Annotated in this window: 19 protein-coding genes and 1 riboswitch; of the genes, 11 read left to right on the forward strand and 8 right to left on the reverse strand. The window is 70.2% G+C overall.

The window, feature by feature from the left end:
- Nucleotides 1-289 precede the first annotated feature (289 nt).
- A complete protein-coding gene (locus ACQPYY_RS04920) occupies nt 290-1,588 on the forward strand; it encodes an ATP-binding protein (protein WP_357282242.1) in 1,299 nt (432 codons plus the stop codon).
- A 95-nt stretch (nt 1,589-1,683) separates the two neighbouring features.
- Complete coding sequence (locus ACQPYY_RS04925) at nt 1,684-2,325, forward strand: response regulator (RefSeq protein WP_213557894.1); 642 nt, start codon at nt 1,684-1,686, stop codon at nt 2,323-2,325.
- A gap of 87 nt (nt 2,326-2,412) precedes the next feature.
- On the opposite strand, the gene ACQPYY_RS04930 is transcribed toward ACQPYY_RS04925, so the two are convergent.
- Entirely contained in the window at nt 2,413-3,549 is a 1,137-nt protein-coding gene (locus ACQPYY_RS04930; protein WP_379105340.1) for a serine/threonine-protein kinase, read from the reverse strand.
- Between the two features lie 405 nt (nt 3,550-3,954).
- On the opposite strand from ACQPYY_RS04930, the gene ACQPYY_RS04935 reads away from it, so the two are divergent.
- Together ACQPYY_RS04935 and ACQPYY_RS04940 are read left to right on the forward strand one after the other, a co-directional pair.
- Nucleotides 3,955-4,701 carry a hypothetical protein gene (locus tag ACQPYY_RS04935; protein WP_433592894.1) on the forward strand — a complete coding sequence of 249 codons (747 nt, stop codon included), beginning with the start codon at nt 3,955-3,957 and terminating at the stop codon, nt 4,699-4,701.
- Between the two features lie 277 nt (nt 4,702-4,978).
- Nucleotides 4,979-6,811, forward strand: coding sequence for a DNA polymerase Y family protein (locus tag ACQPYY_RS04940; RefSeq protein WP_433592895.1), 1,833 nt, complete (start codon nt 4,979-4,981; stop codon nt 6,809-6,811).
- A 5-nt stretch (nt 6,812-6,816) separates the two neighbouring features.
- On the opposite strand, the gene ACQPYY_RS04945 is transcribed toward ACQPYY_RS04940, so the two are convergent.
- On the reverse strand, nt 6,817-8,385 hold the full coding sequence (locus tag ACQPYY_RS04945) for an ArnT family glycosyltransferase (protein WP_379105346.1): 1,569 nt from the start codon (nt 8,383-8,385) through the stop codon (nt 6,817-6,819).
- Nucleotides 8,386-8,625: 240 nt separating this feature from the next.
- Between ACQPYY_RS04945 and ACQPYY_RS04950 the strand changes: the two genes are divergently transcribed.
- Genes ACQPYY_RS04950 through ACQPYY_RS04960 form a run of 3 tightly spaced genes read left to right on the forward strand, consistent with a single transcriptional unit; the run spans nt 8,626 to nt 10,983 of the window.
- Entirely contained in the window at nt 8,626-9,390 is a 765-nt protein-coding gene (locus ACQPYY_RS04950) for an alpha/beta fold hydrolase (protein WP_433592896.1), read from the forward strand.
- Between the two features lie 23 nt (nt 9,391-9,413).
- On the forward strand, nt 9,414-9,974 hold the full coding sequence (locus ACQPYY_RS04955) for a YdeI/OmpD-associated family protein (protein ID WP_433592897.1): 561 nt from the start codon (nt 9,414-9,416) through the stop codon (nt 9,972-9,974).
- A gap of 13 nt (nt 9,975-9,987) precedes the next feature.
- Entirely contained in the window at nt 9,988-10,983 is a 996-nt protein-coding gene (locus tag ACQPYY_RS04960; protein WP_433592898.1) for a sucrase ferredoxin, read from the forward strand.
- Between the two features lie 148 nt (nt 10,984-11,131).
- Here the strand turns inward: ACQPYY_RS04960 and ACQPYY_RS04965 are convergent, their stop codons facing one another.
- Entirely contained in the window at nt 11,132-12,106 is a 975-nt protein-coding gene (locus tag ACQPYY_RS04965; protein WP_433592899.1) for an SDR family NAD(P)-dependent oxidoreductase, read from the reverse strand.
- 149 nt (nt 12,107-12,255) lie between these two features.
- Between ACQPYY_RS04965 and ACQPYY_RS04970 the strand changes: the two genes are divergently transcribed.
- Both ACQPYY_RS04970 and ACQPYY_RS04975 read left to right on the forward strand, forming a co-directional pair.
- On the forward strand, nt 12,256-15,627 hold the full coding sequence (locus ACQPYY_RS04970) for an error-prone DNA polymerase (protein ID WP_379105356.1): 3,372 nt from the start codon (nt 12,256-12,258) through the stop codon (nt 15,625-15,627).
- A 69-nt stretch (nt 15,628-15,696) separates the two neighbouring features.
- On the forward strand, nt 15,697-15,924 hold the full coding sequence (locus ACQPYY_RS04975) for a DUF167 domain-containing protein (protein WP_379105358.1): 228 nt from the start codon (nt 15,697-15,699) through the stop codon (nt 15,922-15,924).
- On the opposite strand, the gene ACQPYY_RS04980 is transcribed toward ACQPYY_RS04975, so the two are convergent.
- The gene (locus tag ACQPYY_RS04980) at nt 15,925-16,389 is read right to left on the reverse strand and encodes a tRNA (cytidine(34)-2'-O)-methyltransferase (RefSeq protein WP_433592900.1); all 465 of its coding nucleotides are present in this window, start codon (nt 16,387-16,389) and stop codon (nt 15,925-15,927) included. It abuts the gene before it with no gap.
- A 110-nt stretch (nt 16,390-16,499) separates the two neighbouring features.
- Between ACQPYY_RS04980 and ACQPYY_RS04985 the strand changes: the two genes are divergently transcribed.
- Nucleotides 16,500-16,745 (forward strand): DUF3017 domain-containing protein, encoded by a 246-nt coding sequence (locus ACQPYY_RS04985; protein WP_357282389.1) that lies wholly within the window; start codon nt 16,500-16,502, stop codon nt 16,743-16,745.
- 115 nt (nt 16,746-16,860) lie between these two features.
- Here ACQPYY_RS04985 and ACQPYY_RS04990 read toward each other — a convergent pair whose 3' ends face one another.
- From ACQPYY_RS04990 to ACQPYY_RS05005, 4 genes are all read right to left on the reverse strand, one after another.
- Nucleotides 16,861-17,022, reverse strand: a complete 162-nt coding sequence (locus tag ACQPYY_RS04990) for a hypothetical protein (protein WP_167659831.1) — start codon at nt 17,020-17,022, stop codon at nt 16,861-16,863.
- Between the two features lie 236 nt (nt 17,023-17,258).
- On the reverse strand, nt 17,259-18,422 hold the full coding sequence (gene metX / locus ACQPYY_RS04995) for a homoserine O-acetyltransferase MetX (protein WP_433592901.1): 1,164 nt from the start codon (nt 18,420-18,422) through the stop codon (nt 17,259-17,261).
- A complete protein-coding gene (locus ACQPYY_RS05000) occupies nt 18,419-19,768 on the reverse strand; it encodes a bifunctional o-acetylhomoserine/o-acetylserine sulfhydrylase (protein WP_379105365.1) in 1,350 nt (449 codons plus the stop codon). Before ACQPYY_RS05000 ends, metX begins: the two co-directional genes overlap by 4 nt.
- A 96-nt stretch (nt 19,769-19,864) precedes the next feature.
- Nucleotides 19,865-19,976, reverse strand: a riboswitch (SAM riboswitch).
- 33 nt (nt 19,977-20,009) lie between these two features.
- The gene (locus ACQPYY_RS05005) at nt 20,010-20,747 is read right to left on the reverse strand and encodes a TetR/AcrR family transcriptional regulator (RefSeq protein ID WP_433592902.1); all 738 of its coding nucleotides are present in this window, start codon (nt 20,745-20,747) and stop codon (nt 20,010-20,012) included.
- A gap of 135 nt (nt 20,748-20,882) precedes the next feature.
- Between ACQPYY_RS05005 and ACQPYY_RS05010 the strand changes: the two genes are divergently transcribed.
- Nucleotides 20,883-22,379, forward strand: coding sequence for an MFS transporter (locus ACQPYY_RS05010; RefSeq protein ID WP_379105369.1), 1,497 nt, complete (start codon nt 20,883-20,885; stop codon nt 22,377-22,379).
- Nucleotides 22,380-22,403: the final 24 nt, after the last annotated feature.

Consider the following 22,403-nt stretch of genomic DNA (forward strand, 5'->3'; position numbering starts at 1 on the left):
ATGCGGAGCTCGATGCGCCGCTGAGAGAAAAGGTAGGGAGACGGGGTGTGGCAGGGCTGAGAGATTCGCCCGGTCAGGGTGTGAAAACGCAGTTCGGACGCGGGAAGGCGATTATCCGGTCCGGCGGGGAACGATCATCCGCCCGGCACCCCCGACACATCGGGCCGAATCGGATACAGGCCAGGTCAGCGCCCATTTTTCGTCCGGTCCGGACAATTCGGCGGCTCAGGGGTCGAATCGGGGTGTTTCCCGATGCCGGGTGTCGGATACCCGTGCCAGTATCGAAGGCATGTATCCGTCCGCGCCCTTGTACGACCCTGCCCGCGGGGCCGCCACCGTGGCGACCCAGCCCAAGCTGGTGCGGCGCACGGGTGGGCGCGTGGTCGGCGGGGTCGCGGGCGGGCTCTCGGATCACCTGGGGATCGACGTCTTCAAGGTGCGGATGGCGTTCGTGCTGCTGTCCGCGCTCGCCGGGGCCGGGATCGTCGCCTACGGCATGTTGTGGATCTTCACGCCCGCGGGCGCCGACGCGGCCCCGCCGACCGGTTCCGAACGGCGGCAGGCCATCGGTATGGCGCTGCTCGGCATGGCGCTGTCGGTATCGACCGCGTGGTTGTTCAACGGGACGGCCGCGCACGTGGTGGGGCCGATCATCGTGGTGGCGGTCGGCGCGGCGCTGGTGTGGCGCGAATTCGATGCGGACGGACCGAGATCGGTCATCGGGCTGCCCGCCAAACCGTCGGTGGTGACGTGGGCGCGCATCGTCGGCGGGGCCACGCTCATCGTGGTGGGGCTCGGGGTGGTGGTGCTGGGGCGGATCAATCTCAGCTCGCTCGGGTCGGCGCTGCTGGCGGTGGCGGTGACCCTGGTGGGCGCCGGATTGCTGACCGTGCCGCTGTGGCTGCGCATGGTGCGGGCGCTGAATTCCGAACGCGCGGCGCGGATCCGCAATGACGAACGCGAGGAGATCGCCTCGCATCTGCACGATTCGGTGCTGCAGACGCTGGCCCTGATCCAGCGTCAGGCCGACGATCCGCAGGAAGTGGTGCGGCTGGCCCGCAGTCAGGAACGCGAGCTACGCAAGTGGCTGTTCGAGGACGCCGGGCCCGCGCAGTCGAGCCTGGCCGCGGCGCTGCGCACCATCGCGGGCGAGGTGGAGGACCAGCACGGGGTGAAGGTCACCCCGGTCACCGTGGGCGATGTGTCGATGGATCTCGACGACAGCGGAATCGGTTTGCCCAAGGAGCATTTCACCGCGGTACTGGGGGCCAGCCGGGAGGCGCTGGTCAATGCCGCCAAGCATGCGGGGGTGCCGACCATCGACCTGTACGCCGAAGTGGAGCCGCATCAGGTGAGTGTCTTCGTGCGCGACCGCGGCAAGGGCTTCGACCCGGACGCGGTGTCCAAGGACCGTCAAGGCGTGGCCAAGTCCATTCACGCCCGCATCGACCGGCGCGGCGGGCACGTGGAGATCAAGTCGTCGCCCGGCAACGGCACCGAGGTACGAATCTTCATGCCGCGCAAGGACGGCGGCGACGAGCGGCTGGTGGTGCAGACCGACAGTCCGGAAGACGCCGCGCAGCTGTGAGTTCCGGGGCGGCCATGAACATGAGTCGTGGGCGGGCCGCGGGCTGGGGATTGTGGTACCGATGGGGGCAGGGTTCGTCAGGTGAGGAGAACTAGGTGAGCGTCCGGGTCTTTCTGGTCGACGACCATGCGGTGTTCCGGTCCGGGGTGCGGGCGGAGCTGAGCCGCGAATCCGATATGGAGGTGGTCGGCGAGGCGGGCGGCGTCGGCGAGGCCATCGCCGGGATCAAGGCGACCGCGCCGGACGTGGTGCTGCTCGACGTGCACATGCCCGACGGCGGCGGGGTCGCGGTGCTGCAGGGCATCGACGCCGGGCCGGTGTGCCTGGCGCTCAGCGTGTCCGACGCGGCCGAGGACGTGATCGCGGTGATCCGGGCGGGCGCGCGCGGATACGTCACCAAGACCATCTCCGGGCCGGAACTGGCCGACGGCATCCGCCGGGTGTCGGGCGGGGACGCGGTGTTCTCGCCGCGACTGGCCGGGTTCGTGCTGGACTCGTTCACCGGCAAGTCGCAGGTGCCCGAACCGCCGCTGGATCCGGAACTGGATTCGCTGACCCCGCGCGAACTCGAGGTGCTGCGGCTGCTGGCGCGCGGCTACACCTATCGCGAGATCGCCGAAACGCTGTTCATCTCGGTGAAGACGGTGGAGACGCACGCCTCGAACGTGCTGCGCAAGACCCAGCAGTCGAACCGGAACGCCCTGACCAGGTGGGCGCACCGCCGCCGGATCGATTGAGATATCCGGGGTGACAACTGATTTCGTGCGTCGAGGGTAACTCCTCGGGGGACGTCCGAAGTCGGTTCGGCCGTCGCGCGGAGGCGGTTAGAGCGCAATCACGACGACGATGATGATCAGCAGGCCGATGAGCAGGCCGATCGCCACCGCCAGCGGGCCCGCGTTCGGGCCCAGCTTGCTGAAATCGAACTCGAAGCCCTTCGGCTTGGGCTGCGCCGCGACCGGGGCCGCGGGGGTGGTGCGCTGCGGGCGCGGCAGCGGGCTGGAGTTGGGGCTGCGCAGTCCGGCCGCGGAATTGCGGGCCGCCCACGCCGGAATCGTCCCGTCCTCGGTGCGGACCGGCGCGTTCAGGATGTAGGGCGCGGTGCCGGGACCGAAAGCGGCGGTGAGGATCTCGTTGCGGGCCTCGGTCATGGTGGGACGGCGCTGCGGGGCGGGCTCCATCATGTGCAGCAGGACCTCGGTGAGCGGGCCGCTGCGGGCGGGCGGGGTGATCTGAGCCATGGCGGCACGCTCCACGATGACATTGCTGTCCTCGTCGAAACCGTAGGGCGGCTGACCCTCGATGGCGGTGTACAGCGTTGCGCCGAGCGAGAATACGTCGCTGGCGGTGGTGGGGCGGGCGCCGCGGGCGACCTCCGGCGGCAGATAGGCGGGGGTGCCGGTGATGACGTCGCCGATCTCCTCGCTGGTGTCGTTGGCGCCGCTGGAGATGCCGAAGTCGGAGAGCTTGACCATGCCGACCTCGTCGCCGCGGTCGGCGACCAGGATATTGCCGGGCTTGATGTCGCGGTGCACGATGCCCGCGACGTGCGCGGCCGCGAGCGCGTCGGCCACCTGCGCGCCGATCTGCGCCACCTCGATCGGGGACAACTGATCCACCAGCGCAAGGGCTTTGGCGACACTGCGCGAGGGCAGGTACTCCATGACCAGCCAGGGCTCACCGGCCTCGAGCACCACGTCGTAGACGGCGATGGCGTGCTCGTGCGACAGCTTGGCCGCGACCCGGCCCTCGTGCATGATCCGGCTGCGGACCTCGCGCGCCTCGTCCTCGCTCAGGCCCTGCGTGGTGAGGACCTGCTTGATGGCGACATCGCGGTGCAGCAGGCGATCGGTCGCCAGCCAGACGGCACCCATGCCGCCGCCGCCGAGCTTGGATTGCAGACGGTAGCGACCGGCCACCAGATAATCGGGGCCGACAATGGGACGAGCGCGTTCGGTCACGGGTGCAGGGTAGCGGAAAACCATCCTGACTGGCCTGGTTCGAAACCCGGGGTTTGCTGGGTCTTGCGGCGCGGTCTCGCGGATTCCTTTCCAGACCTATACGGACACACCGTGTTTCGCACGCCCTCCGGTCATGGGGGAGCGGTGGGAGATTCTCGGAGGTCCGGGGATCTTCCGGACGAAACGACACGTGACCCGCCCGCACTCCCTTCTGGGCAGCCGGTTGCCGCCGGGCCGGGCGGCGGGCGGGGAGGGGTCGCACAGGTTGTGCGGCCGTGGTGGGGGCCACTGACTCTTGACGCGTCCCGGGACTCGAGTTCTACTGTGCATTGATCGAACATGAGTTCGATTATGTCAGGTAGCTGGATCGGTGCTAGCCCGTCGACTGGGAGAGGTGGTCACTGGATGGGTGCGGCGGCGGAAGCCAGGCGGGAACAGCTGGCGGAGTTGCGGCGGCGAATGGCCGCGGTCCCGGCGCGCGGCGCCGAGGCCACGGCGCGCGTACCGATGGCGCCGGAGCCGCGGCGGGAGCCGTTGCCGGTGCCCGCGGCACTCGAAAACCTTTTGCCCGACGGCGGATTGGCCAAGGGGTCGGTGGTCGTCTACAACGGCGCCGGCTCGCTGATCTCCGGGCTGCTGGCCGCGGTGACGAGCGCCGGCGGGCATGCCGCCGTGGTCGGGCTGCCGCGGCTGGGCCTGCTGGCCGCCGCCGAGATGGGAGCGCGACTGGACCGGCTGGCCGTGGTCTCCGATCCCGGTCCCGATCCCCTCGAAGTTGCCTCGGTATTGCTCGATGGCCTGGACCTGGTGGTTCTCGGGCTGAACGGGCTGGCGGTGCCGATGTCCCGCGCCCGCGTCCTGGCCGCCCGCGCCCGCGGCAAGAACTCCACGCTGATGGTGACCAACGGCTCCTGGTCGGGGCCCGCGCTGCACATCGACACCCGGGTCGCCGGATACAGCGGACTGGGCCGGGGCTGCGGCCGGTTGCGCACCGTCCGCCTCGACGTCTCCGTGCGCGGCCGCTCCGCCCAACCCCGCCTCGGCCACCTGTCCCTCAGCCCCGCCGGCGGCCGCGTCGAATGGGTCTCCACCGCCGACCCCGCCGCCCCGGCCGAGCCGCCGCTGCGCATCGCCCGCCATGCCGCGTCCTGACCGGACCGCGAGGAACTGCCATGTCGCGCCCTGAGGGCCCCGGCTCCCCGCACGGCCGGAGCCCGCTGTGTGGCAAGAACTTCCTGCGTGGCAAGGGTTCGCCGCGTGGCAAGGACTCGTCACGCGGTGAGAGTGTCTCGCGTGGCAAGGGCTCGCCGCGTGGCAAGAGTGTCTCGCGTGGCAAGGACTCGTCACGTGGCAGGAGTGCCTTGCGTGAAAGTGCTCTGCGTGACAAGAGTTCTGGATTACGTGGTCGTGCCGGGAGAGGGGACAGGTCGTGAAGCCGCGGCGGGTGCTGGTGGTGTGGTGCCCGGACTGGCCCGCGGTGGCGGCCGCCGCCGAGGCGGGGACGGAGGCCACCCGGCCGGTGGCGGTGCTCGCGGCCAATCGGGTGATCGCGTGCACTGCCACCGCGCGGGCCGAGGGGATCCGGCGCGGGCTGCGGAAACGGGAGGCGCAGGGCCGATGCCCGGAACTGCTGGTGGCGCAGGACGATCCGGATCGGGACGCGCGGCTGTTCGAGCCCGTGGTGACGGCCGTGGACGCGACGGTGCCCGGCGTCGAGGTGCTGCGGCCGGGCATGCTGGCGCTGTCGGCGCGCGGGGCGGCGCGGTTCTTCGGATCGGAGGAGGCCGCGGCCGAACGACTGGTCGACGCGGTGGCGGCGGTCGGGGTGGAATGCCAGATCGGCATTGCCGACGAGTTGTCCACCGCGGTCTTCGCCGCCCGCCGCGCCACCCTGGTGCCGTCCGGCAAGGGGACGGAATTCCTTGCGCCCATGCCGATCTCGGAGTTGGCGGGGGAACCGGTGCTGGCCGCGCCGCAGCGGGTCGAGCTGGTGGATCTGCTGCACCGGCTGGGGCTGCGGCGGATCGGCGACTTCGCGGCGCTCACGCCCGCCGAGGTGGCGTCGCGGTTCGGGGCGGACGCGATCGTCGCGCACCGATGTGCCCGCGCGCTGCCGGAGCGCCCGCCCGCGGCCCGCCTGCCCGCCGCCGACCTCACCGTGGAACAGCGCTGCGACCCGCCGATCGAACGCGTCGACATGGCGGCCTTCGCGGGCCGCATGCTCGCCGCCGAACTGCACACCAAACTCGCCGCGGCCGCGGTGGCCTGCACCCGCCTGGTGATCCACGCCGAAACCGAGGCGGGCGAGGAGTTCTCACGCATCTGGCGCTGCGCCGAACCCCTCACCCCCGACAGCACCGCCGACCGCATCCGCTGGCAGCTCGACGGCTGGCTCACCCGCCGCGCCCTGGACCGCGCCCGCGCCTACCGTGCCGCGCATCGGGATGACTGTGGCGTGCGTGGCGATGGCCGTGCCGCGCATCGGGATGACTGTGGCGTGCGTGGCGATGGCCGTGCCGCGAACCGGGGCGGTCGTGCCGGGCGCGGAGACGGGCGCGGCACGCAGCGAGACGGACGCACCGTCTATCGGGGCGATCATGGTGCGCGTCGGCCGGGCGGTGCGAAGGCCGATGCGTATGAGCCGGATCCGATCGAGGAGTGGGATTCCGGGGTGGACGCGGCCATCGTGCTGCTGCGGCTGGAACCTGTCGAAGTCGTGTCGGCGGGAGCTCTGCAACTCGGGCTGTGGGGTGGGGTCGGGGAGGGCGAGGAGCGGGCGCGGCGGGCGTTGATCCGGGTGCAGGGGCTGCTGGGCGGGGACGCGGTGCGGATGGGGGTGCTCAGTGGCGGGCGGGGGCCGGAGGAGCGGATCACCATGGTGACGCTCGGGGACGAGCCGGTGCCGGCGAACGATCCGGCGCAGCCGTGGCCGGGACGGTTGCCCGAGCCCGCTCCGGCGCTGGTGCTCACGCATCATCCGGAGGTGCGGCTGGAGGGCGCCGACGGGTCGCCGGTCTGGGTCAGTGATCGTGGCATGTTCACGGCCGATCCGGTCCAGTTGCACTGGGGCAGTAGTTCGTGGCGGCTGTCGGGCTGGGCGGGACCGTGGCCGGTGGACGACCGGTGGTGGACGCACCGGTTCGAGGACGGTTTCGCCGCGCGTGCCCAGGTGCAGCTGGACGCGGAGGACGCCGCACGGCTGCGCGCGCTCCTGCTGATCGGCTACGACAATGTCTGGCACGTGGAGGGGTTGTACGAGTAGCGGTCTCAGATGCCGAGCGGCAGGTGCAGATCCATCATGTCCGGCCAGAGTTCCGGCCAGGGGTGCAGCGGGCCGCGGCAGACCGCGATGGCGATGCCGGTGTTCACGCCGGGGAACCCGTTGGGGTTGTCGAGGTGGTCGAGGACCTGGACATTGCCGAACTGGCGGCGCAGGGTGGGTTCGGTGCTGTCGAGGCCGACGTAGAGCACCGCGCCGATGTCGCTGGGCGGCGGGCCGAAGTAGCCGAAGCCGCGGTTGGGGCTGTAGACGGGCGGCAGGCCGTAGTCGCGGCCGAAGTTCTGGAGGGCGGCGGCCTGCCAATAGTTCTGGGCGACGATCGCTGTGGGTCGCTCGGATTCGGGCAGCTGCCGGTAGGCGTCGGCGACCTTGGCGGTCAGCTCGGACCAGCCCGAGTAGCCGTAGATGCTGGTCCGCATGGCGAAGTCGGCCTGGGTGCGGATGGCGGTGTGCACCCGCGACGGCGGCTGCGGCAGGGCGGCCACCAGCGCCGCGATGATCACCAGCGACAACCCGATGACCGGCAGCGCGACCACCCGCAGCACCCGGTTGCCGCGCTCGCCGCGGTAGTAGGGCAGCGCGACCGCGCCGATGCCGAACAGCACCGGCAGGAATCCGGCGGTGTAGTACGGCCGCCCGTGCCCGAACAGCACCACGGCCACCAGCAGGCCGGAGGAGACGAGCATGAACATGTAGGGCCGCAGCCAGCGTTCCCGGGCCAGGCTCCAGAACGCCCAGCCCGCGAGCAGGCCGCCGAGCAGTCCGGCCAGTCCGATCATCTGCGGCAGGCAGGCCAGCGGTCCGCCGCCGGCGGCGTCCTGTTCGGCGCCGATCACCTTGCTCATGGCCAGCGCGGGCCAGCCGTGCTGGTTCTGCCACCACAGGCCGGGCAGGGCGGAGGCGGCGAAGATGCTCGCGCCGATCCAGAGTCCGCGCCGCCACAGCAGTTCCCGCGGTCCGGCGACGATGATGCCCGCGGCCAGGGTGAGCAGGATGGTGGGGATGAACCACTTGACCTGGAGGTCGACGGCGGCGACCACGCCGACCGCGATGAGCAGCCGGTCGTCGCGGGTGCGGATCCAGCGGATGAGCAGCCAGATGATGGCGGCCTGCAGGGTGGCGTCGAAGGAGAAGGTGCTCAGCTGCACGGCCTGGGTGGCGGCGAGCGGGGAGATGCCGTAGGCGGCGGCCGCGATCAGTTGGGCGGTCCGGGAGCCGCCGAGCTCGTAGGCGACCGCGGCGCTGATCACGACGGCGGCGGCGGTCATCAGGACCGCGGGTAATCGGAGCATCGGCGCGGAGCCGGGGGCGACGGCGTCGGCCAGGTGGGCGACCAGTGGGATCAGGACGCCTTGGTCGGCGTAGGTGAGACTGCGGTGGGCTCCGGCGGCGATGAAATACAGTTCGTCACCGAAGAAGTCGTAGCGCAGTGTCGGGACGGCGAGAAAGGTCCCGCAGAGCGCGGCTAGTAGGAGGACCCAGGCGGTAGCGAAGGTCGGCCGCGGCGGGCTCGGTTCATCGAGTTCGACCGCGGGGGCGGCAGCATTGAGAACCATATTTCCCCGACAAACAAGTATTGCTAAATCGGGGATCACGCTACCGTCAGGGCTGACCGATTACCGAAAAATGTGAAAGTGATCTATTTCACAGGCCAAAACGCTTGGTATCACGCCTGGACCTGCGCAGTTCCGCATTCATTCGTCAAGTGAATGAATAGGCAACCGTATCTGTATTCGATATGGCGGAGCGCACAAATTGCGGCGGCGACCACCCAGCGATCCGTACTCTGGACAATCGTGGAGTCAACGGTCACCCGGGTCGAGTTCGATGACGTGTCGATCGCCTATCGCGATTCCGGCGCCACGGGCGGACATCTCTACAGCGACACGCCGGTGGTCCTCGTGCACGGCATGGGCGGCGACGGGCACACCTGGGATCGGTTCGCGACCCAGCTGGTGCGCCGCGGCCGCCGGGTGATCATTCCGGACCTGCGCGGGCACGGGCGCAGCGCGCACACCGCGTCCTACCGGTTCGAGGAATTCGGCGCCGACATCCTCGCGCTGTGCGACCGGATCGGCCTCGACGCCGTCGACCTGGTCGGGCATTCGCTCGGCGGCTACGCCATCTCCTGGGTGGCCATGCAACGCCCGGAACTGGTCCGGCGCCTGGTGATCGAGGAACAGCCGCTGCCGCTGCGCTCCGGCGACGAACAGGTGAGCTTCACCCGCAGGCTGCCGTCGATCCCCGAACTGTGGCACGCCACCACCAGCCTGCTGCGGCACCCGCGCGCGGTGCTGGCCTTCGACCGATCCATGACCGGCGACGCGCTCGAACAGTTCCGCAAGCCCTACCCGGAATGGTGGGACGGGCTGTCCGACATCACCGCGCCCACCCTGTTCCTGCGCGGCGGCCCCGGCGGCATGGTCGACCCCGACAAGCTCGAACAGTTACGCACCAGCCTCGCCGACTGCACCGTCCGCGCCTTCGACTGCGGGCACAGCATCCACCGCGACCGCTACCCCGCCTTCGAGGCCCAAGTGCTCCCCTTCCTGGGGCACTAGCTGCCGGTATCTAGAGTTGAACGGTGTCCGCATCCGAGCGACCCACGCTGTGGTTTCCCGACGAGTCCGCGTTCCGGGACTGGCTGTCGGCCAATCACGCGGCGGTGGACGGCATTTGGCTGAAGTTCGCGAAGAAGGGCTCGGCCTACGCCTCGCTCGACCATGACGGCGCGCTGCGACAGGCCCTGTGCTTCGGCTGGATCGACGGGCAGGCCAGGAAACTCGACGACGATTTCCTCGTCATGGGATTCACCCCGCGCCGCCCGCGCAGCCAGTGGTCGCAGCGCGATGTGGGGTTGGCGGGCGAACTGATCGAGGCCGGGATCGTGCATCCGGCCGGGCAGGCCGAGATCGATCGGGCCAAGGCGGACGGGCGCTGGGACAACGCCGTCGGACACGACCTGCCGGAGGATTTCCTGGACGAGCTGGCCCGGCATCCGGAGGCGGCCGTGTTCTTCGAGACCCTGCCCATGCAGTCGCGCCTCTCGGTCGGCTACCACCTGGGCAGCGCGGTGCGGCCGGAGGCCCGGCAGCGGCGGCTGGAGCAGGTGATCGCGAAACTGATCGACGGGAAGCCACTGTGACCGAGGGACGGCTGTGACGGGGTTCGAAGGATTGTCGTGTTCGGCCGCGGCACTGGAGGTTCCCCTACCCGGGAGCGCGACCCGCATCACCGGCTGGCTGTGTGTCGAGCAGCCCGGGGCGTGGGGACGCGACGTGATCGGCGACCAGGTGCTCGGGCCCGACATCACCCCCGAACTGGCCGCGCGCACCAAGGCGGCGCACGTGCGGCCCACCCTGATCCGGCGGGCGGGGCGGCGGGAATTCACCGGCGTCCGAACGGTTCTGCTCGCCAGTTCGCGGCCCGAGGGGTCGTGGTGCGAGCGGCTCGAGATCACCGACCCGCGGGAACTGCTGGACATCGATCTGCGTCTGGTCGACGGGCCCGCGCCGGGAATCGGTGCGGCCGTGACGGATCCGCTGGTGCTGGTCTGCGCGCACGGTAAGCGCGACCAGTGTTGCGCCCTGCTGGGCCGTCCCATCGCCGCGAGCCTGTCCGCCGCCCACCCCGAGCGGGTGTGGGAGTGCTCCCACACCGGCGGTCACCGTTTCGCCCCGGCGGTCATCGTGCTGCCCACGGGTCTCACTTACGGCCGCCTGGACGAGGATTCGGCGCACGCCATGCTCGCCGCCGCCGACAAGGGCGAGGTCTCGCTCACCGGCCTACGCGGCCGCAGCTGCTACGGCCCGGTCGAGCAGGTGGCGGAAATAGCGGTCCGCCGGCGCATCGCCGACGCTACGTTCACCCGGGTCACCTCGACCGGCGACAGCACCGGTCGGACCGTCGGGTCCGGCGATGTCGACCCGACGGCCGGTATCGACGACCTCGTCGTCGAGGCCGCCCCGGCCGATGCCGGAAGCCCGACCGATCCGGCCACGTTCGCGGGTGCGGCGATGGTGACGCATCGGGACGGCCGCCGCTGGCTGGTCACCGCCCGCACCGCCGCCTACTCGCCGCGGCAGGCCAGTTGCGGCGCGGCCCCCAAACCCGCCACCGCGGTGGTGCTGGACCGTCTCCGGCAACTCGCCTGAGCGGCAAGAATTCCCGCCAGGGTATTGCGCTGTGAGTGCAATTGTTTCGGCGGTGTCGAATTACTTCCCGTAGCGATCGATCCGGCCGGAATAGCGGCCGCCGGGGGTGCGAACTATTGCCGCGAGCCGAAATTCGGCCCCCGGCCGATTACCAGTGCGTTCCAGGGACCAGGCGGGCGGCGCGGCGCAGGGCGGTGCCGGTGGCGCGGACGGCCGGGGGCACGGTGCGGCGATGGCGTTGCGGGACGACGATTTCCACGTCGGCGGTCTCCGGCTCGGACACGGTCTCGCCCTTGGCGGCGGGGGAGTCCGGGATGGCTCGGTAGTACCGGTGCAGGACCCGCTCCTTGATGCCGGGGGCCACCAGGTTGCCGTATTCGGCGAGGGTGCCGAGCGGGACGTCGATGCGGCGGGGCCGTTCGGTGAGGGCCCGGACGATGAGGGCGGCGGCCCATTCCGGGGACTGGGTGCCGGTGCCCTGGTCGCCGCTGGGGGTGATCATGGGGGTGCGGACCAGCGGCATGTGGATGGTGGTGAAAGTGATGTTGCTGGAGCGCATCTCGGCGGCGGTCACCTCGGCGAACTTGTCGAGGGCGGCCTTGCTGGCCAGGTAGGCGGCGAAACGCGGGGTGGCGACCTGCACGCCGGCGCTGGAGATGTTGACGATGTGGCCGTCCTTGCGTTCGCGCATGCCGGGCAGCAGGCCCAGGGTCATGCGGACCGCGCCGAAGTAGTTGACGGCCATGGTGCGTTCGAAGTCGTGCATGCGGTCGGTGGAGCGGTGCACGGCCCGGCGGATGGAGCGGCCCGCGTTGTTGACCAGCATGTCGACGTGGCCGTGGGCGGCGAGCACGGTCTCGATCGTCCGATCCACCGAATCCTGGTCGGTGACGTCGCACGGGTAGCCGAAGGCGGCGCCGCCCGCGGCGGTGATCTCGTCCACCACGGTGGACAGTTCGTCGGCGCGGCGGGCCAGCAGGATGACCAGTGCGCCCTTCTGTGCGGCGGTCAGCGCGGCCGCGCGTCCGATGCCCGAGGAGGCGCCGGTGATCACGACGCGCTTGCCGGTCAGATCGCGGCGGGCGCGCCGACGGGCCAGGTAACCGGTGTCTTGGTCGGCCATTTCTGCTCCCTTGCAGGTGGAATTGCCTCGAACTTACTCCAAAGTAAGTTACTGCGCCACGATGGATTGGCGAGCCGCCGTAGAGACCGATCGGTTTCGAATGTATGTTCGATACTCGAGACCGGTCGGATTGTGGAGGAGGTGGGCCGATGGGTTGGGGCAACGGCCCGCCGACGTGGGCGGAGATGGAACGGGTGCTGTCCGGGCGACCCGACCCCGCGCGCAAACAGGTCGAGGGCGACGGCGGCGACAGCCCGGCCTGGTCGCGGAAACGCGAGAAGTACGAGGCCGGGGACATCGAGCGGACCGCCCGGTCCACGGTGCCCTACGCCGAACTGCACACCCACTCCGCCTACAGCTTCCTCGACGGGGCCAGCCAGCCCGAGGAACTGGTGGAGGAGGCGGTGCGGCTCGGACTGGAAGCCCTCGCGCTCACCGACCACGACGGGTTCTACGGGGTGGTCCGGTTCGCCGAAGCGGCCCGGGAATGGCGGATGCCGACCATCTTCGGCGCCGAGCTGTCCATCGGCACCGCCGCCCGCGCCGGAGCGCATCTCGCGCCGCGCGGACGCGGCCCGGCCGCCCGGCGACGCGGTCGCGAAAACGACGCGGACGCACTGAATTCCGAACCCCGCACCGGCACCCCCGATCCGGCCGGACCACATCTGCTGGTGCTGGCGCGCGGGCAGGAAGGCTACCGGCGGTTGTCGCGGGAGATGGCCGCCGCGCACATGGCGGCGGGGGAGAAGGGCATCCTGCGCTACGACCTGGACCGGCTCACCGAGGCCGCGGGCGGGCACTGGCACATCCTCACCGGCTGCCGGAAAGGCACTGTGCGACAGGCCCTGCGGCAGGGCGACGCGGCAGCCGAAGCGGCACTGCGCGAACTGATCGACCGCTTCGGCCGCGACCACGTGAGCGTGGAACTCACCCACCACGGCATCCCCGAGGACGACGAGCGCAATGCCCGGCTGCTCGCCCTCGCCGACCGGGCCGGGCTGCCCGTGATCGCCACCACCGGAGCGCATTTCGCGGCCCCGCCACACCGCCGCCGGGCCATGGCGCTGGCCGCCGTGCGAGCCCGCTCCAGCCTCGACGACATGGCGGGCTGGCTGGCCCCCACCGGCGGCGCGCACCTGCGCTCCGGCGACGAGATGGCGCGACTCTTCGCGGCCTGCCCGCAGGCCGTGCCCAATGCCGTTGCGCTGGGCCGGGACTGCGCGTTCGACCTGCGGCTGATCGCGCCGCAACTGCCGCCCTTCGACGTGCCCGACGGGCACGACGAGAACTCGTGGCTGCGGGAGCTCACCTTCGCGGGCGCGGCCCGCCGCTACGGCCCACGCGCCGGGAACGCGGCCGCCTACCGGCAGCTCGACCACGAGCTGAACGTCATCGCCACCCTGAACTTCCCGGGCTACTTCCTGGTCGTGCACGACATCGTCAGCTTCTGCCGCGACAACGACATCCTGTGTCAGGGCCGGGGTTCGGCGGCGAATTCGGCGGTCTGCTACGCCATCGGCATCACCAATGTGGATCCGGTCGCCAACCAGCTGCTGTTCGAACGGTTCCTGTCGCCGGAGCGGGACGGGCCGCCCGACATCGACGTCGACATCGAATCGGATCGGCGCGAGGAGGCCATTCAGCACGTCTACGCCAAATACGGGCGCGAGTACGCGGCGCAGGTGGCCAATGTGATCACCTATCGCGGGCGCTCCGCGGTGCGCGATGCCGCCCGCGCGCTGGGCTTCTCGACCGGGCAGCAGGACGCCTGGAGCAAACAGGTGAGCCGCTGGAGCGGGGTCGCGGGGGAACAGCACACCGACATCCCGGACGACGTGCTCGCGCTGGCCGGGGAATTGGAGGGGCTGCCCCGGCATCTGGGCATCCACTCCGGCGGCATGGTGATCTGCGATCGGCCCATCGCCGACGTGTGCCCGACCGAATGGGCGCGCATGGCGAATCGCAGTGTCCTGCAATGGGACAAGGACGACTGCGCGTCCGCCGGGCTGGTCAAGTTCGATCTGCTCGGACTCGGCATGCTGTCGGCGCTGCACTACATGATCGACCTGGTGGCCGAGCACAAGGGCCAGACCGTCGAACTGCACCGGCTGGACCTGGGCGAGGACGCCGTCTACGACATGCTGTGCCGCGCCGACTCGGTCGGCGTGTTCCAGGTGGAGTCGCGCGCCCAGATGGCGACCCTGCCGCGATTGCGGCCGCGCACCTTCTACGACCTGGTGGTGGAGGTGGCGCTGATCCGGCCCGGGCCGATCCAGGGCGGATCGGTGCACCCCTACATTCGCCGCCGCAACGGGCGGGAGAAACCCGACTACGACCATCCGTCGCTGAAGAACGCGCTGGAACGCACCCTCGGCGTGCCGCTGTTCCAGGAACAGCTCATGCAGATGGCCGTGGACGTCGCCGGATTCACCCCCGCCGAAGCCGATGAGCTGCGCCGCGCCATGGGATCCAAACGGTCCACGCAGAAGATGGAGCGGCTGCGGGCCCGCTTCTATCAGGGCATGCGCGACCTGCACGGCATCACCGGGGAAGTGGCGGACCGCATCTACGAGAAGGTGTACGCCTTCGCGAATTTCGGGTTCCCGGAAAGCCATTCGCAGAGCTTCGCCTCGCTGGTGTTCTATTCGGCGTGGTTCAAACTGCATCACCCGGCGGCCTTCTGCGCCGGGCTGCTGCGCGCTCAGCCGATGGGGTTCTATTCGCCGCAGTCGCTGGTCGCCGACGCGCGGCGGCACGGGGTGACGGTGCACGGGCCCGACATCAACCACAGCCTGGCCGAGGCGACCCTGGAGGCGAAGGGGATGGCGATCCGGCTGGGGCTGGCCGCGGTCCGGCACATCGGGACCGAATTGGCCGAGCAGATCGTGGCCGCCCGCGAGCTCGGGCCCTACACCTCGTTCCTGGATCTCACCGGACGCGTGGAACTGACCGTGCCGCAAGCCGAGTCGCTGGCCACGGCGGGCGCGCTGGACAGTCTCGGCGGCACCCGCCGCGAGGCGCTGTGGGCGGCGGGCGCGGCGGCGGGGGAACGATCCGACCGGCTGCCCGGCACCGGCGCGGCCACCGCGGCCCCCGCCCTGCCCGGCATGAGCGCGCTGGAACTGGCCGCCGCCGACGTGTGGGCCACCGGCGTCTCACCCGGCAGCTACCCGACCGAATTCCTGCGCGAGCGGCTCGACGCGCTCGGCGTCGTCCCCGCCGACCGGCTCCTCGACATTCGTGACGGGACCCGGGTGCTGGTCGGCGGCGCGGTCACCCACCGGCAGCGCCCGGCCACCGCGGGCGGCGTCACCTTCCTCAACCTGGAGGACGAGACCGGCATGGTGAACGTGGTCTGCTCGGTCGGCCTGTGGGCCCGCTACCGCCGCCTGGCCACCACCGCCCCCGCCCTGCTCATCCGCGGACGGGTGCAGAACGCGGAGGGCGCGGTCACCATCGTCGCCGACCATCTGCAACGCATGGACCTGCGCATCGAGGGCCGCTCCCGCGACTTCCGCTGAGCCGCCCCGGCACCGCGGCAGTCGCGGCGCTACGGGAGAATCGTGGCAGGAGCGGGGAAGGAGAGCGGCGTGACAGTGGTCCGGGCGACCATCAAACCCGGCAGCAAGAAGGGCCCGCTCGTCGAGATCCTCGACGACGGCGCGCTGCAGCTGTACGTCCGGGCCCCGGCGGTGGAGGGCAAGGCGAACAAGGCCGCCATCGAACTGCTGGCGGCCCACTTCGGCGTCCCCAAGTCCGCGGTCCGCCTCACCGCCGGCGCGACCTCCCGCTTCAAACGCTTCGAGGTCGACGACTAGTCAGACCGCGCCCGGGAATCCCATCTGCCGCCAGGCCTCGTACACCGCGACCGCGGCGGCGTTGGAGAGGTTCATGGAACGGCGGCCGGGCAGCATGGGGATGCGGAGCTGGTCGGTGACGCGCGGATCGGCGAGCACCTCCTCGGGGAGGCCGGTGGGTTCGGGGCCGAAGAGCAGGACATCGCCGTCGCGGTAGGTGATCTCGGTGTTGCGGGTGGTCGCGGCGGCGGTGAAGGCGAAGACCCGTTCGGGGGCGATGACCTCCCAGGCGGCGGCGAGACTCTCGTGCACGGTGACGATGGCCAGGTCGTGGTAGTCCAACCCGGCCCGGCGTAGCTTCGGCTCGGATAGGTCGAAGCCGAGCGGTTCGATCAGGTGCAGTGCGCAGCCGGTGCCGGCGGCCAGTCGAATGGCGTTGCCGGTATTGGGCGGGATGCGGGGTTCGAAGAACACGAGATGGAACACGGGATCCAGCATTGCAGAGCGGCGGTTAAGCTCGTGCGGTGAGTCCAGCCCATGCCGCACCCCAGAGTCGCAGCAGTCGTGCGGGGGAGTTCGCCCGCGAGAATCTGCCCATGCTGCTGGTGGGCGCGGTGCTGGTGGTGGCCGTGGTCTTCCTGGCCTGGGATCGCTGGCGGCGCGGAACGTTCTTCTTCGGCGGCGCGACGCTGCTCGCCGCGGCGCTGCGGCTGGCACTGCCCACTGATCGGGTGGGTCTGCTCGCGGTGCGCAGCAAGGGTTTCGATGTCGTCTGGCTGACGGTGCTGGGTGTCGCGATCATCGTGCTGGCGGCGACCATCAGCAGTCTCGGCGTCACGTAGCCGGAGCCGTGGGGCCTCGCGGGTCGCGGGGCCGGGGCCGCGACCGGAGTCGCGGCGCTGGAAAGATGAGCGAGTTGTTCTGCCGCCGGGGTGAACCGGCGGCGCTGGGGGATAGCTAGACCGAGGTTATGCGGCGGCCGAGTTCGCGCCGCAGCACTTCCTGGTCCGGGAGTCTGTGCAGGACACGGAGTATGGCCGGGCGGAGTTCACGCTGCTCGTCCTCGGAGAGCAGATCGACGAGATCGCGGAGATCCATGTCATCGAATGCGGCGGTCATGGCGAATACATTACGGCTGATATGCCCGCTGCACACGTATTCCGGAACACCGGTTACGGAGGCGTCATGCGCGCGAAACCGAAAGCGCTTCAGGACAATTCACTGGAAACAGGCACGATACGTCGCGTAACGCGCCGTCGGCTGTGGCAGCGGCCGGGCAGCGGACATACGGCATTCGGGCAGCGGCGACACCGGCACAGTGGCAGCGGTGGCGCCGCCGTTCGGGCAGCGCTGGTTCAGTGACCCGACACGCGCTGGGCGCGGGCCAGTTCCATGGTCTCCAGCATGAGTTTGCCGACCGCCTCGGTCTCGGTCAGGAACCCGTCGTGCCCGTCCTTGGAGTGGATGACCTCGAGCCCCTTGGAACCGGGCAGCAGATCGGCCAGCTCCTGCTGGGTGCGCAGCGGGTAGAGCCGGTCCGAGTCCACCCCGCCGATCACGCACGGCACCGGCGTCGAGGCCAGCGCCGCCGCGACGCCGCCGCGGCCGCGACCCACGTCGTAGCGGTTCATGGCCTCGGTGAGCAGCACGTAGGTGGCCGGATCGAAACGCGCGATCAGCTTGTCCGCCTGGTACTCCAGGTAGCTCTGCACCGCGTAGCGGCCGCCCGCGCGCGGATCCTCGTCGCCCTGGCCGTGGTTCTCGAAACGATGGTCGAGCTCGCCCTCGGTGCGGTAGGTCAGGTGCGCGATGCGGCGGGCGATGCCCATGCCGGTCATGGGCGCGCGCCCGGTGCCGTGGTAGTCGCCGCCCTGCCAGTCCGGATCGGCCTTGATGGCGGCGATCTGGGTGGTCTGGGTGCCGATCTGGTCGGCGGTGGCGCGCGCGCCGACCGCCAGCACCAGGGCCGCGCCGACCCGTTCGGGCCGGCCGATCATCCACTCCAGCACCCGCATCCCGCCCATGGAGCCGCCGATCACGGCGGCCAGGCGGTCGATGCCGAGCAGGTCGAACAGCTTGGCCTCGGCGGTCACCTGGTCGCGGATGGACAGCGCGGGGAACCGTGTGCCCCACGGCTTCCCGTCCGGGGCCAGCGAGGACGGGCCGGTGCTGCCCTTGCAGCCGCCGAGCACGTTGGTGGCGATGACGCACCATTCGCGGGTGTCCACGGGCGCGCCGGGGCCGACGATGCCGTCCCACCAGCCGGCCTGGTTGTGGTGCACGTCGGCGGGGCCGACCACGTGCGAGTCGCCGGTCAGCGCGTGCTCCACGAGCACCACGTTGTCCGCGTTCGCCGATAGTTCGCCCCACCGCTGGACGGCCAGCGTGGCGTCGGGGATCACGGCCCCGCCCTCGAGTTCCACGTCGCCGATGGCGATGCTCCCGAGCGTCCCGTCGGGCGGCGGCAGCAACAGCTCCGCCGCGTGCCGGGACGTTCGCGATTCGATGTTCACGGTCAACTTGCCGCCGCCGTCAGTCCGGCGCGCAGATCCGCCAGGATGTCGCCGATGCCCTCGATGCCCACGGCCAACCGCACCAGACCAGGCGTGACACCGGAAGCCAGCTGCTCGGCGGGGGTCAGCTGGGAATGCGTGGTGGATGCCGGGTGGATGACGAGCGAGCGCACATCCCCGATGTTAGCGACATGGCTATGGAGCACCAGCGCCTCCACGAACTTCTTGCCCGCGTCGACGCCGCCGGCCAGCTCGAAGGACACGATGGCGCCCACGCCCTTCGGTGCCAGCTGTTTGCCCCGCTCGAACCAGGGCGAGGCGGGAAGTCCGGCGTAGTAGACCTTCTCGACGCCGGGCTGCCCGGCGAGGAACTCGGCCACCGCCTGCGCGTTGGCCACATGCCGCTCGATGCGCAGGCTCAGCGTCTCGAGGCCCTGCGCGATGAGGAACGCGTTGAACGGCGACACCGCCGCGCCCAGGTCGCGCAGCAGCTGCACGCGGGCCTTGAGCGCGAAGGCCGGAGCGCCGAGGTCGGCGAAGACCGCGCCGTGGTAGCTCGGGTCGGGGGTGGTGAAGCCGGGGAAGCGGGATTCGCCCGCCTCGTTCTTCACCGTCCAGTCGAAGGAGCCGCCGTCGACGATCACGCCCGCGACCGCGGAACCGTGCCCGCCCAGGTACTTGGTGGCCGAGTGCACCACGATGTCCGCGCCCAGCCGCAGCGGCTGGATCAGGTACGGGGTGGCGACGGTGTTGTCCACGATGAGCGGCACCCCGGCGGCGTGCGCGACCTCGGCGATGCCCGGAATGTCGAGGACCGAGCTGCTCGGGTTGGCGACGGTCTCGCCGTAGAACGCCTTGGTGTTGGGGCGCACCGCCGCGCGCCACTGCTCGAGGTCGTCCGGGTCCTCGACGAAGCTGACCTGGATGCCCAGCTTGGGCAGCGAGTAGTGCAGCAGGTTGTAGGTGCCGCCGTACAGGTGCGGGCTGGCCACGATGTGGTCCCCGGCCTCGGCGAGATTCAGGATCGCGTAGGTCTCCGCGGCCTGCCCGGAGGCCAGCAGCAGTGCGGCCACACCGCCCTCGAGGGCGGCGATGCGCTGTTCCACCGCGTCCTGGGTGGGGTTCATGATGCGGGTGTAGATATTGCCCGGCTCGGCGAGTCCGAACAGCGCGGCGGCGTGGTCGGTGTCGCGGAACGCGTAGGACGTGGTCTGGTAGATGGGCAGGGCGCGGGCTCCGGTGGCGGAATCGGGAGCCTGGCCGGCGTGAATCTGCTTGGTCTCGAAGGACCAGTTGGCCGGATCCAGGGTGCCGTCAGCGGGGACGGCCGCGGGCGCGGTCGAGTCACTCATGTGTTCTGCTCCAAAAACAAGGTCGCCGAATGGCGGAAGTTTGACGTTATCGAGAAGCGAATGGGCTTCGACAACAACACATTTCGGTAGACCTCCTAGTTGCGCTTGCGTTCGGCCCTCGAACGCCCGGTCTGCACCCGGAGCACCCCACCGCAGCTGGAGGGTTGCCGATCAGCAAGCCGGGGCCTTAACGCTGATGCTCTTGACCTAATGCGGGATTCTAGCGGCCGTCCGGCCCGATCTACGCAGTGGGGTTTGTCGCATTTTCGGTGGTATTTCCCCCGTTTACGGGGGGAAATACCGTTGTCGCACCGCAACAGGCCCGCCGGAATTCGCCGAATGCCGCCTGGACGCTGTCGGCGAGCATGCGGGCGGTGGTGACGGTGGTGCAGTCCGGGAGCTCGTCGCTGTCGTCGAACTCGCATTCCATGCCGACCCGCACGATGCCGTGCCAGGTGGTGGCGATGAGCCGCACGGTGAGGTGGTCCTCGGGCAGGCGCAGGCGTTCGGCGAGCACCTCGGACACGGCCCGGGTCTTGGTGTCGGCCGATTCCATGCTGAGCGCGCGGACGGCGACGCTGTCGCGGGTGATGCGCTGCATCTGCTGGAACCAGCGGAAGGGCACGGGCGTGTCGGAGTCGATGATCTGGTCCACGACCGCCAGGAACGCGCCGAGCAGCGCCTCCATCTCGTCGCCGGTGACGGGCTGGGCGCGCAGCTGATCGGCGAGGGCCTGTCCCCAGCCTTCGATGGGGGCGATGACGATCGCCTCCTTGCTCTCGAAGTACCGGTTCACGGTGCGCGGGGAGACGTCGGCGGCGTCGGCGATCTGCTCGACGGTGGTGGCGTCGAAGCCCTGTTCGTCGCACAACCGCAGGGCGACGTCGATGATCCGGGTCCGGGTCTGCTGCTTCTTGCGCTCACGCAGGCCGGGGCGGTGACGCGAGATCACACCGATGTGACTTGACAACTCCGACATCCCTCCATCGTAGGTCCTTGATGTGTTTTCCTGTCCCAGTATGACAACTGTCGCGCTGCGACATTTTTCCCTTGACGCCAATTGTCGGTTGGGGTCACTATGGTGAAGCTGCCTTCGAATCCAGAGGAGAGGCTCATGACCGTAGCGACGGACGCTCTCGGTACAGACGAAAAAGCAAGTCCCGCACAAGATTCCAGGCGTTGGTGGGCGCTGGGCGTGATCGCCATGGCGCAGCTGATGGTGGTCCTGGACGCCACGATCGTCACCATCGCCATGCCGTTCGCGCAGCAGGATCTGCACATCAGCGACGGTGACAAGCAGTGGATCTTCACCGCGTACACCCTGATCTTCGGCGGTCTGCTGCTGCTCGGCGGCCGCCTCGCCGACTACCTGGGCCGCCGCCGGATCCTCATGGTCGGCCTGATCGGCTTCGCCGCGGCCTCCGCGCTCGCCGGTCTCGCGCAGAACCAGGCCGAACTCTTCGCGGGCCGCGCGCTGCAGGGCGCGTTCGGCGCGCTGCTGGCCCCGGCCGCGCTGTCGCTGGTGTCGGTGACCTTCACCGAGGCCAAGGAACGGGCTCGGGCCTTCGGCGTGTTCGCCGGCGTGTCGGCGGCGGGCGCCGCGCTCGGACTGATCGCCGGTGGCGCGCTCGTCGAGTACGCGAACTGGCGCTGGTCGCTGCTGGTGAACACCCCGGTCGCGCTGCTGGCCCTGGTCGGCGCGTTCGCCTTCGTGGTCAAGGATGTGCCCGCGCCCCGCACCGGCGGCTACGACCTGCCCGGCGCGGTCACCGTCACTCTCGGCCTGATCTCGATCGTGTACGGCTTCAGCCGCGCGGCCTCCGACGGCTGGACCGCCTCCACCACGCTGGCCCTGTTCGTGGTGGGTGTGGCGCTGCTGGCGGCGTTCGTGGCCATCGAGGCCCGGACCGCGAATCCGCTGCTGCCGCTGCGTATTCCGGGTGAGATCAACCGCGGCGGGTCGTATCTGATCGCGCTGCTGGTGCCGATCGCCATGTTCGCCATGTTCCTGAACCTGAGCTTCTACCTGCAGATCGTGGAGCACTACTCGGCGCTGAAGACGGGTGTGGCGTTCCTGCCGTTCCCGGCCGGCATCGTGGTGTCGGCGGGTATCGCCTCGGCGGTCCTGCCCAGGATCGGGCCGCGGCCGCTCATGCTGGCGGGTTCGGTGCTGGGCGCGGCGGGCCTGGTGTGGCTGTCACGGCTGGAGTACGGCGACAGCTACGCGACCGCCCTGCTGCCCGCCATGATCCTGATCGCGCTGGGCATGGGTGCGCTGTTCGTGTCCATGCAGACCACCGCGCTGCACCAGGTCGACGCCGAGGATTCGGGCGTGGCCAGCGCGCTGCTGAACGCCGCCCAGCAGGTGGGTGGTTCCATCGGCACCGCGCTGCTGACCACCATCTCGGTGCAGGTGGCCGAGCGGTACGTGCGCAACAACATGACCGTCGACCATGTGATGGAGCGGGCCTCGATCCACTCCTACAACGTGGCCTTCCTGATCGGCGCGATCTTCTTCGCGCTGTGTGTTCCGATCGCGGCGTTCATGGTTCGGGACAAGCCGCAGAACCTGCTCGAGGGTGACGAGCACGCCGTGCACGTGGGCGTGTGAACCACCGCCGGTGATTCCGCACCG

The organism is Nocardia sp. CA-145437 (assembly GCF_050956485.1).
Taxonomy (GTDB): domain Bacteria; phylum Actinomycetota; class Actinomycetes; order Mycobacteriales; family Mycobacteriaceae; genus Nocardia.

Excerpts from the sequence above, each read along its gene's own strand:
- ACQPYY_RS04990 (WP_167659831.1), bottom strand. The coding sequence starts at position 17,022 with ATGACCGCCGCATTCGATGACATGGATCTCCGCGATCTCGTCGATCTG.
- ACQPYY_RS05005 (WP_433592902.1), bottom strand. The coding sequence starts at position 20,747 with ATGTCGGAGTTGTCAAGTCACATCGGTGTGATCTCGCGTCACCGCCCC.
- ACQPYY_RS04985 (WP_357282389.1), top strand. The coding sequence starts at position 16,500 with ATGCTGCTGGTGGGCGCGGTGCTGGTGGTGGCCGTGGTCTTCCTGGCC.
- ACQPYY_RS05000 (WP_379105365.1), bottom strand. The coding sequence starts at position 19,768 with ATGAGTGACTCGACCGCGCCCGCGGCCGTCCCCGCTGACGGCACCCTG.
- ACQPYY_RS05010 (WP_379105369.1), top strand. The coding sequence starts at position 20,883 with ATGACCGTAGCGACGGACGCTCTCGGTACAGACGAAAAAGCAAGTCCC.
- ACQPYY_RS04945 (WP_379105346.1), bottom strand. The coding sequence starts at position 8,385 with ATGGTTCTCAATGCTGCCGCCCCCGCGGTCGAACTCGATGAACCGAGC.
- ACQPYY_RS04970 (WP_379105356.1), top strand. The coding sequence starts at position 12,256 with ATGGGTTGGGGCAACGGCCCGCCGACGTGGGCGGAGATGGAACGGGTG.
- ACQPYY_RS04935 (WP_433592894.1), top strand. The coding sequence starts at position 3,955 with ATGGGTGCGGCGGCGGAAGCCAGGCGGGAACAGCTGGCGGAGTTGCGG.
- ACQPYY_RS04965 (WP_433592899.1), bottom strand. The coding sequence starts at position 12,106 with ATGGCCGACCAAGACACCGGTTACCTGGCCCGTCGGCGCGCCCGCCGC.
- ACQPYY_RS04920 (WP_357282242.1), top strand. The coding sequence starts at position 290 with ATGTATCCGTCCGCGCCCTTGTACGACCCTGCCCGCGGGGCCGCCACC.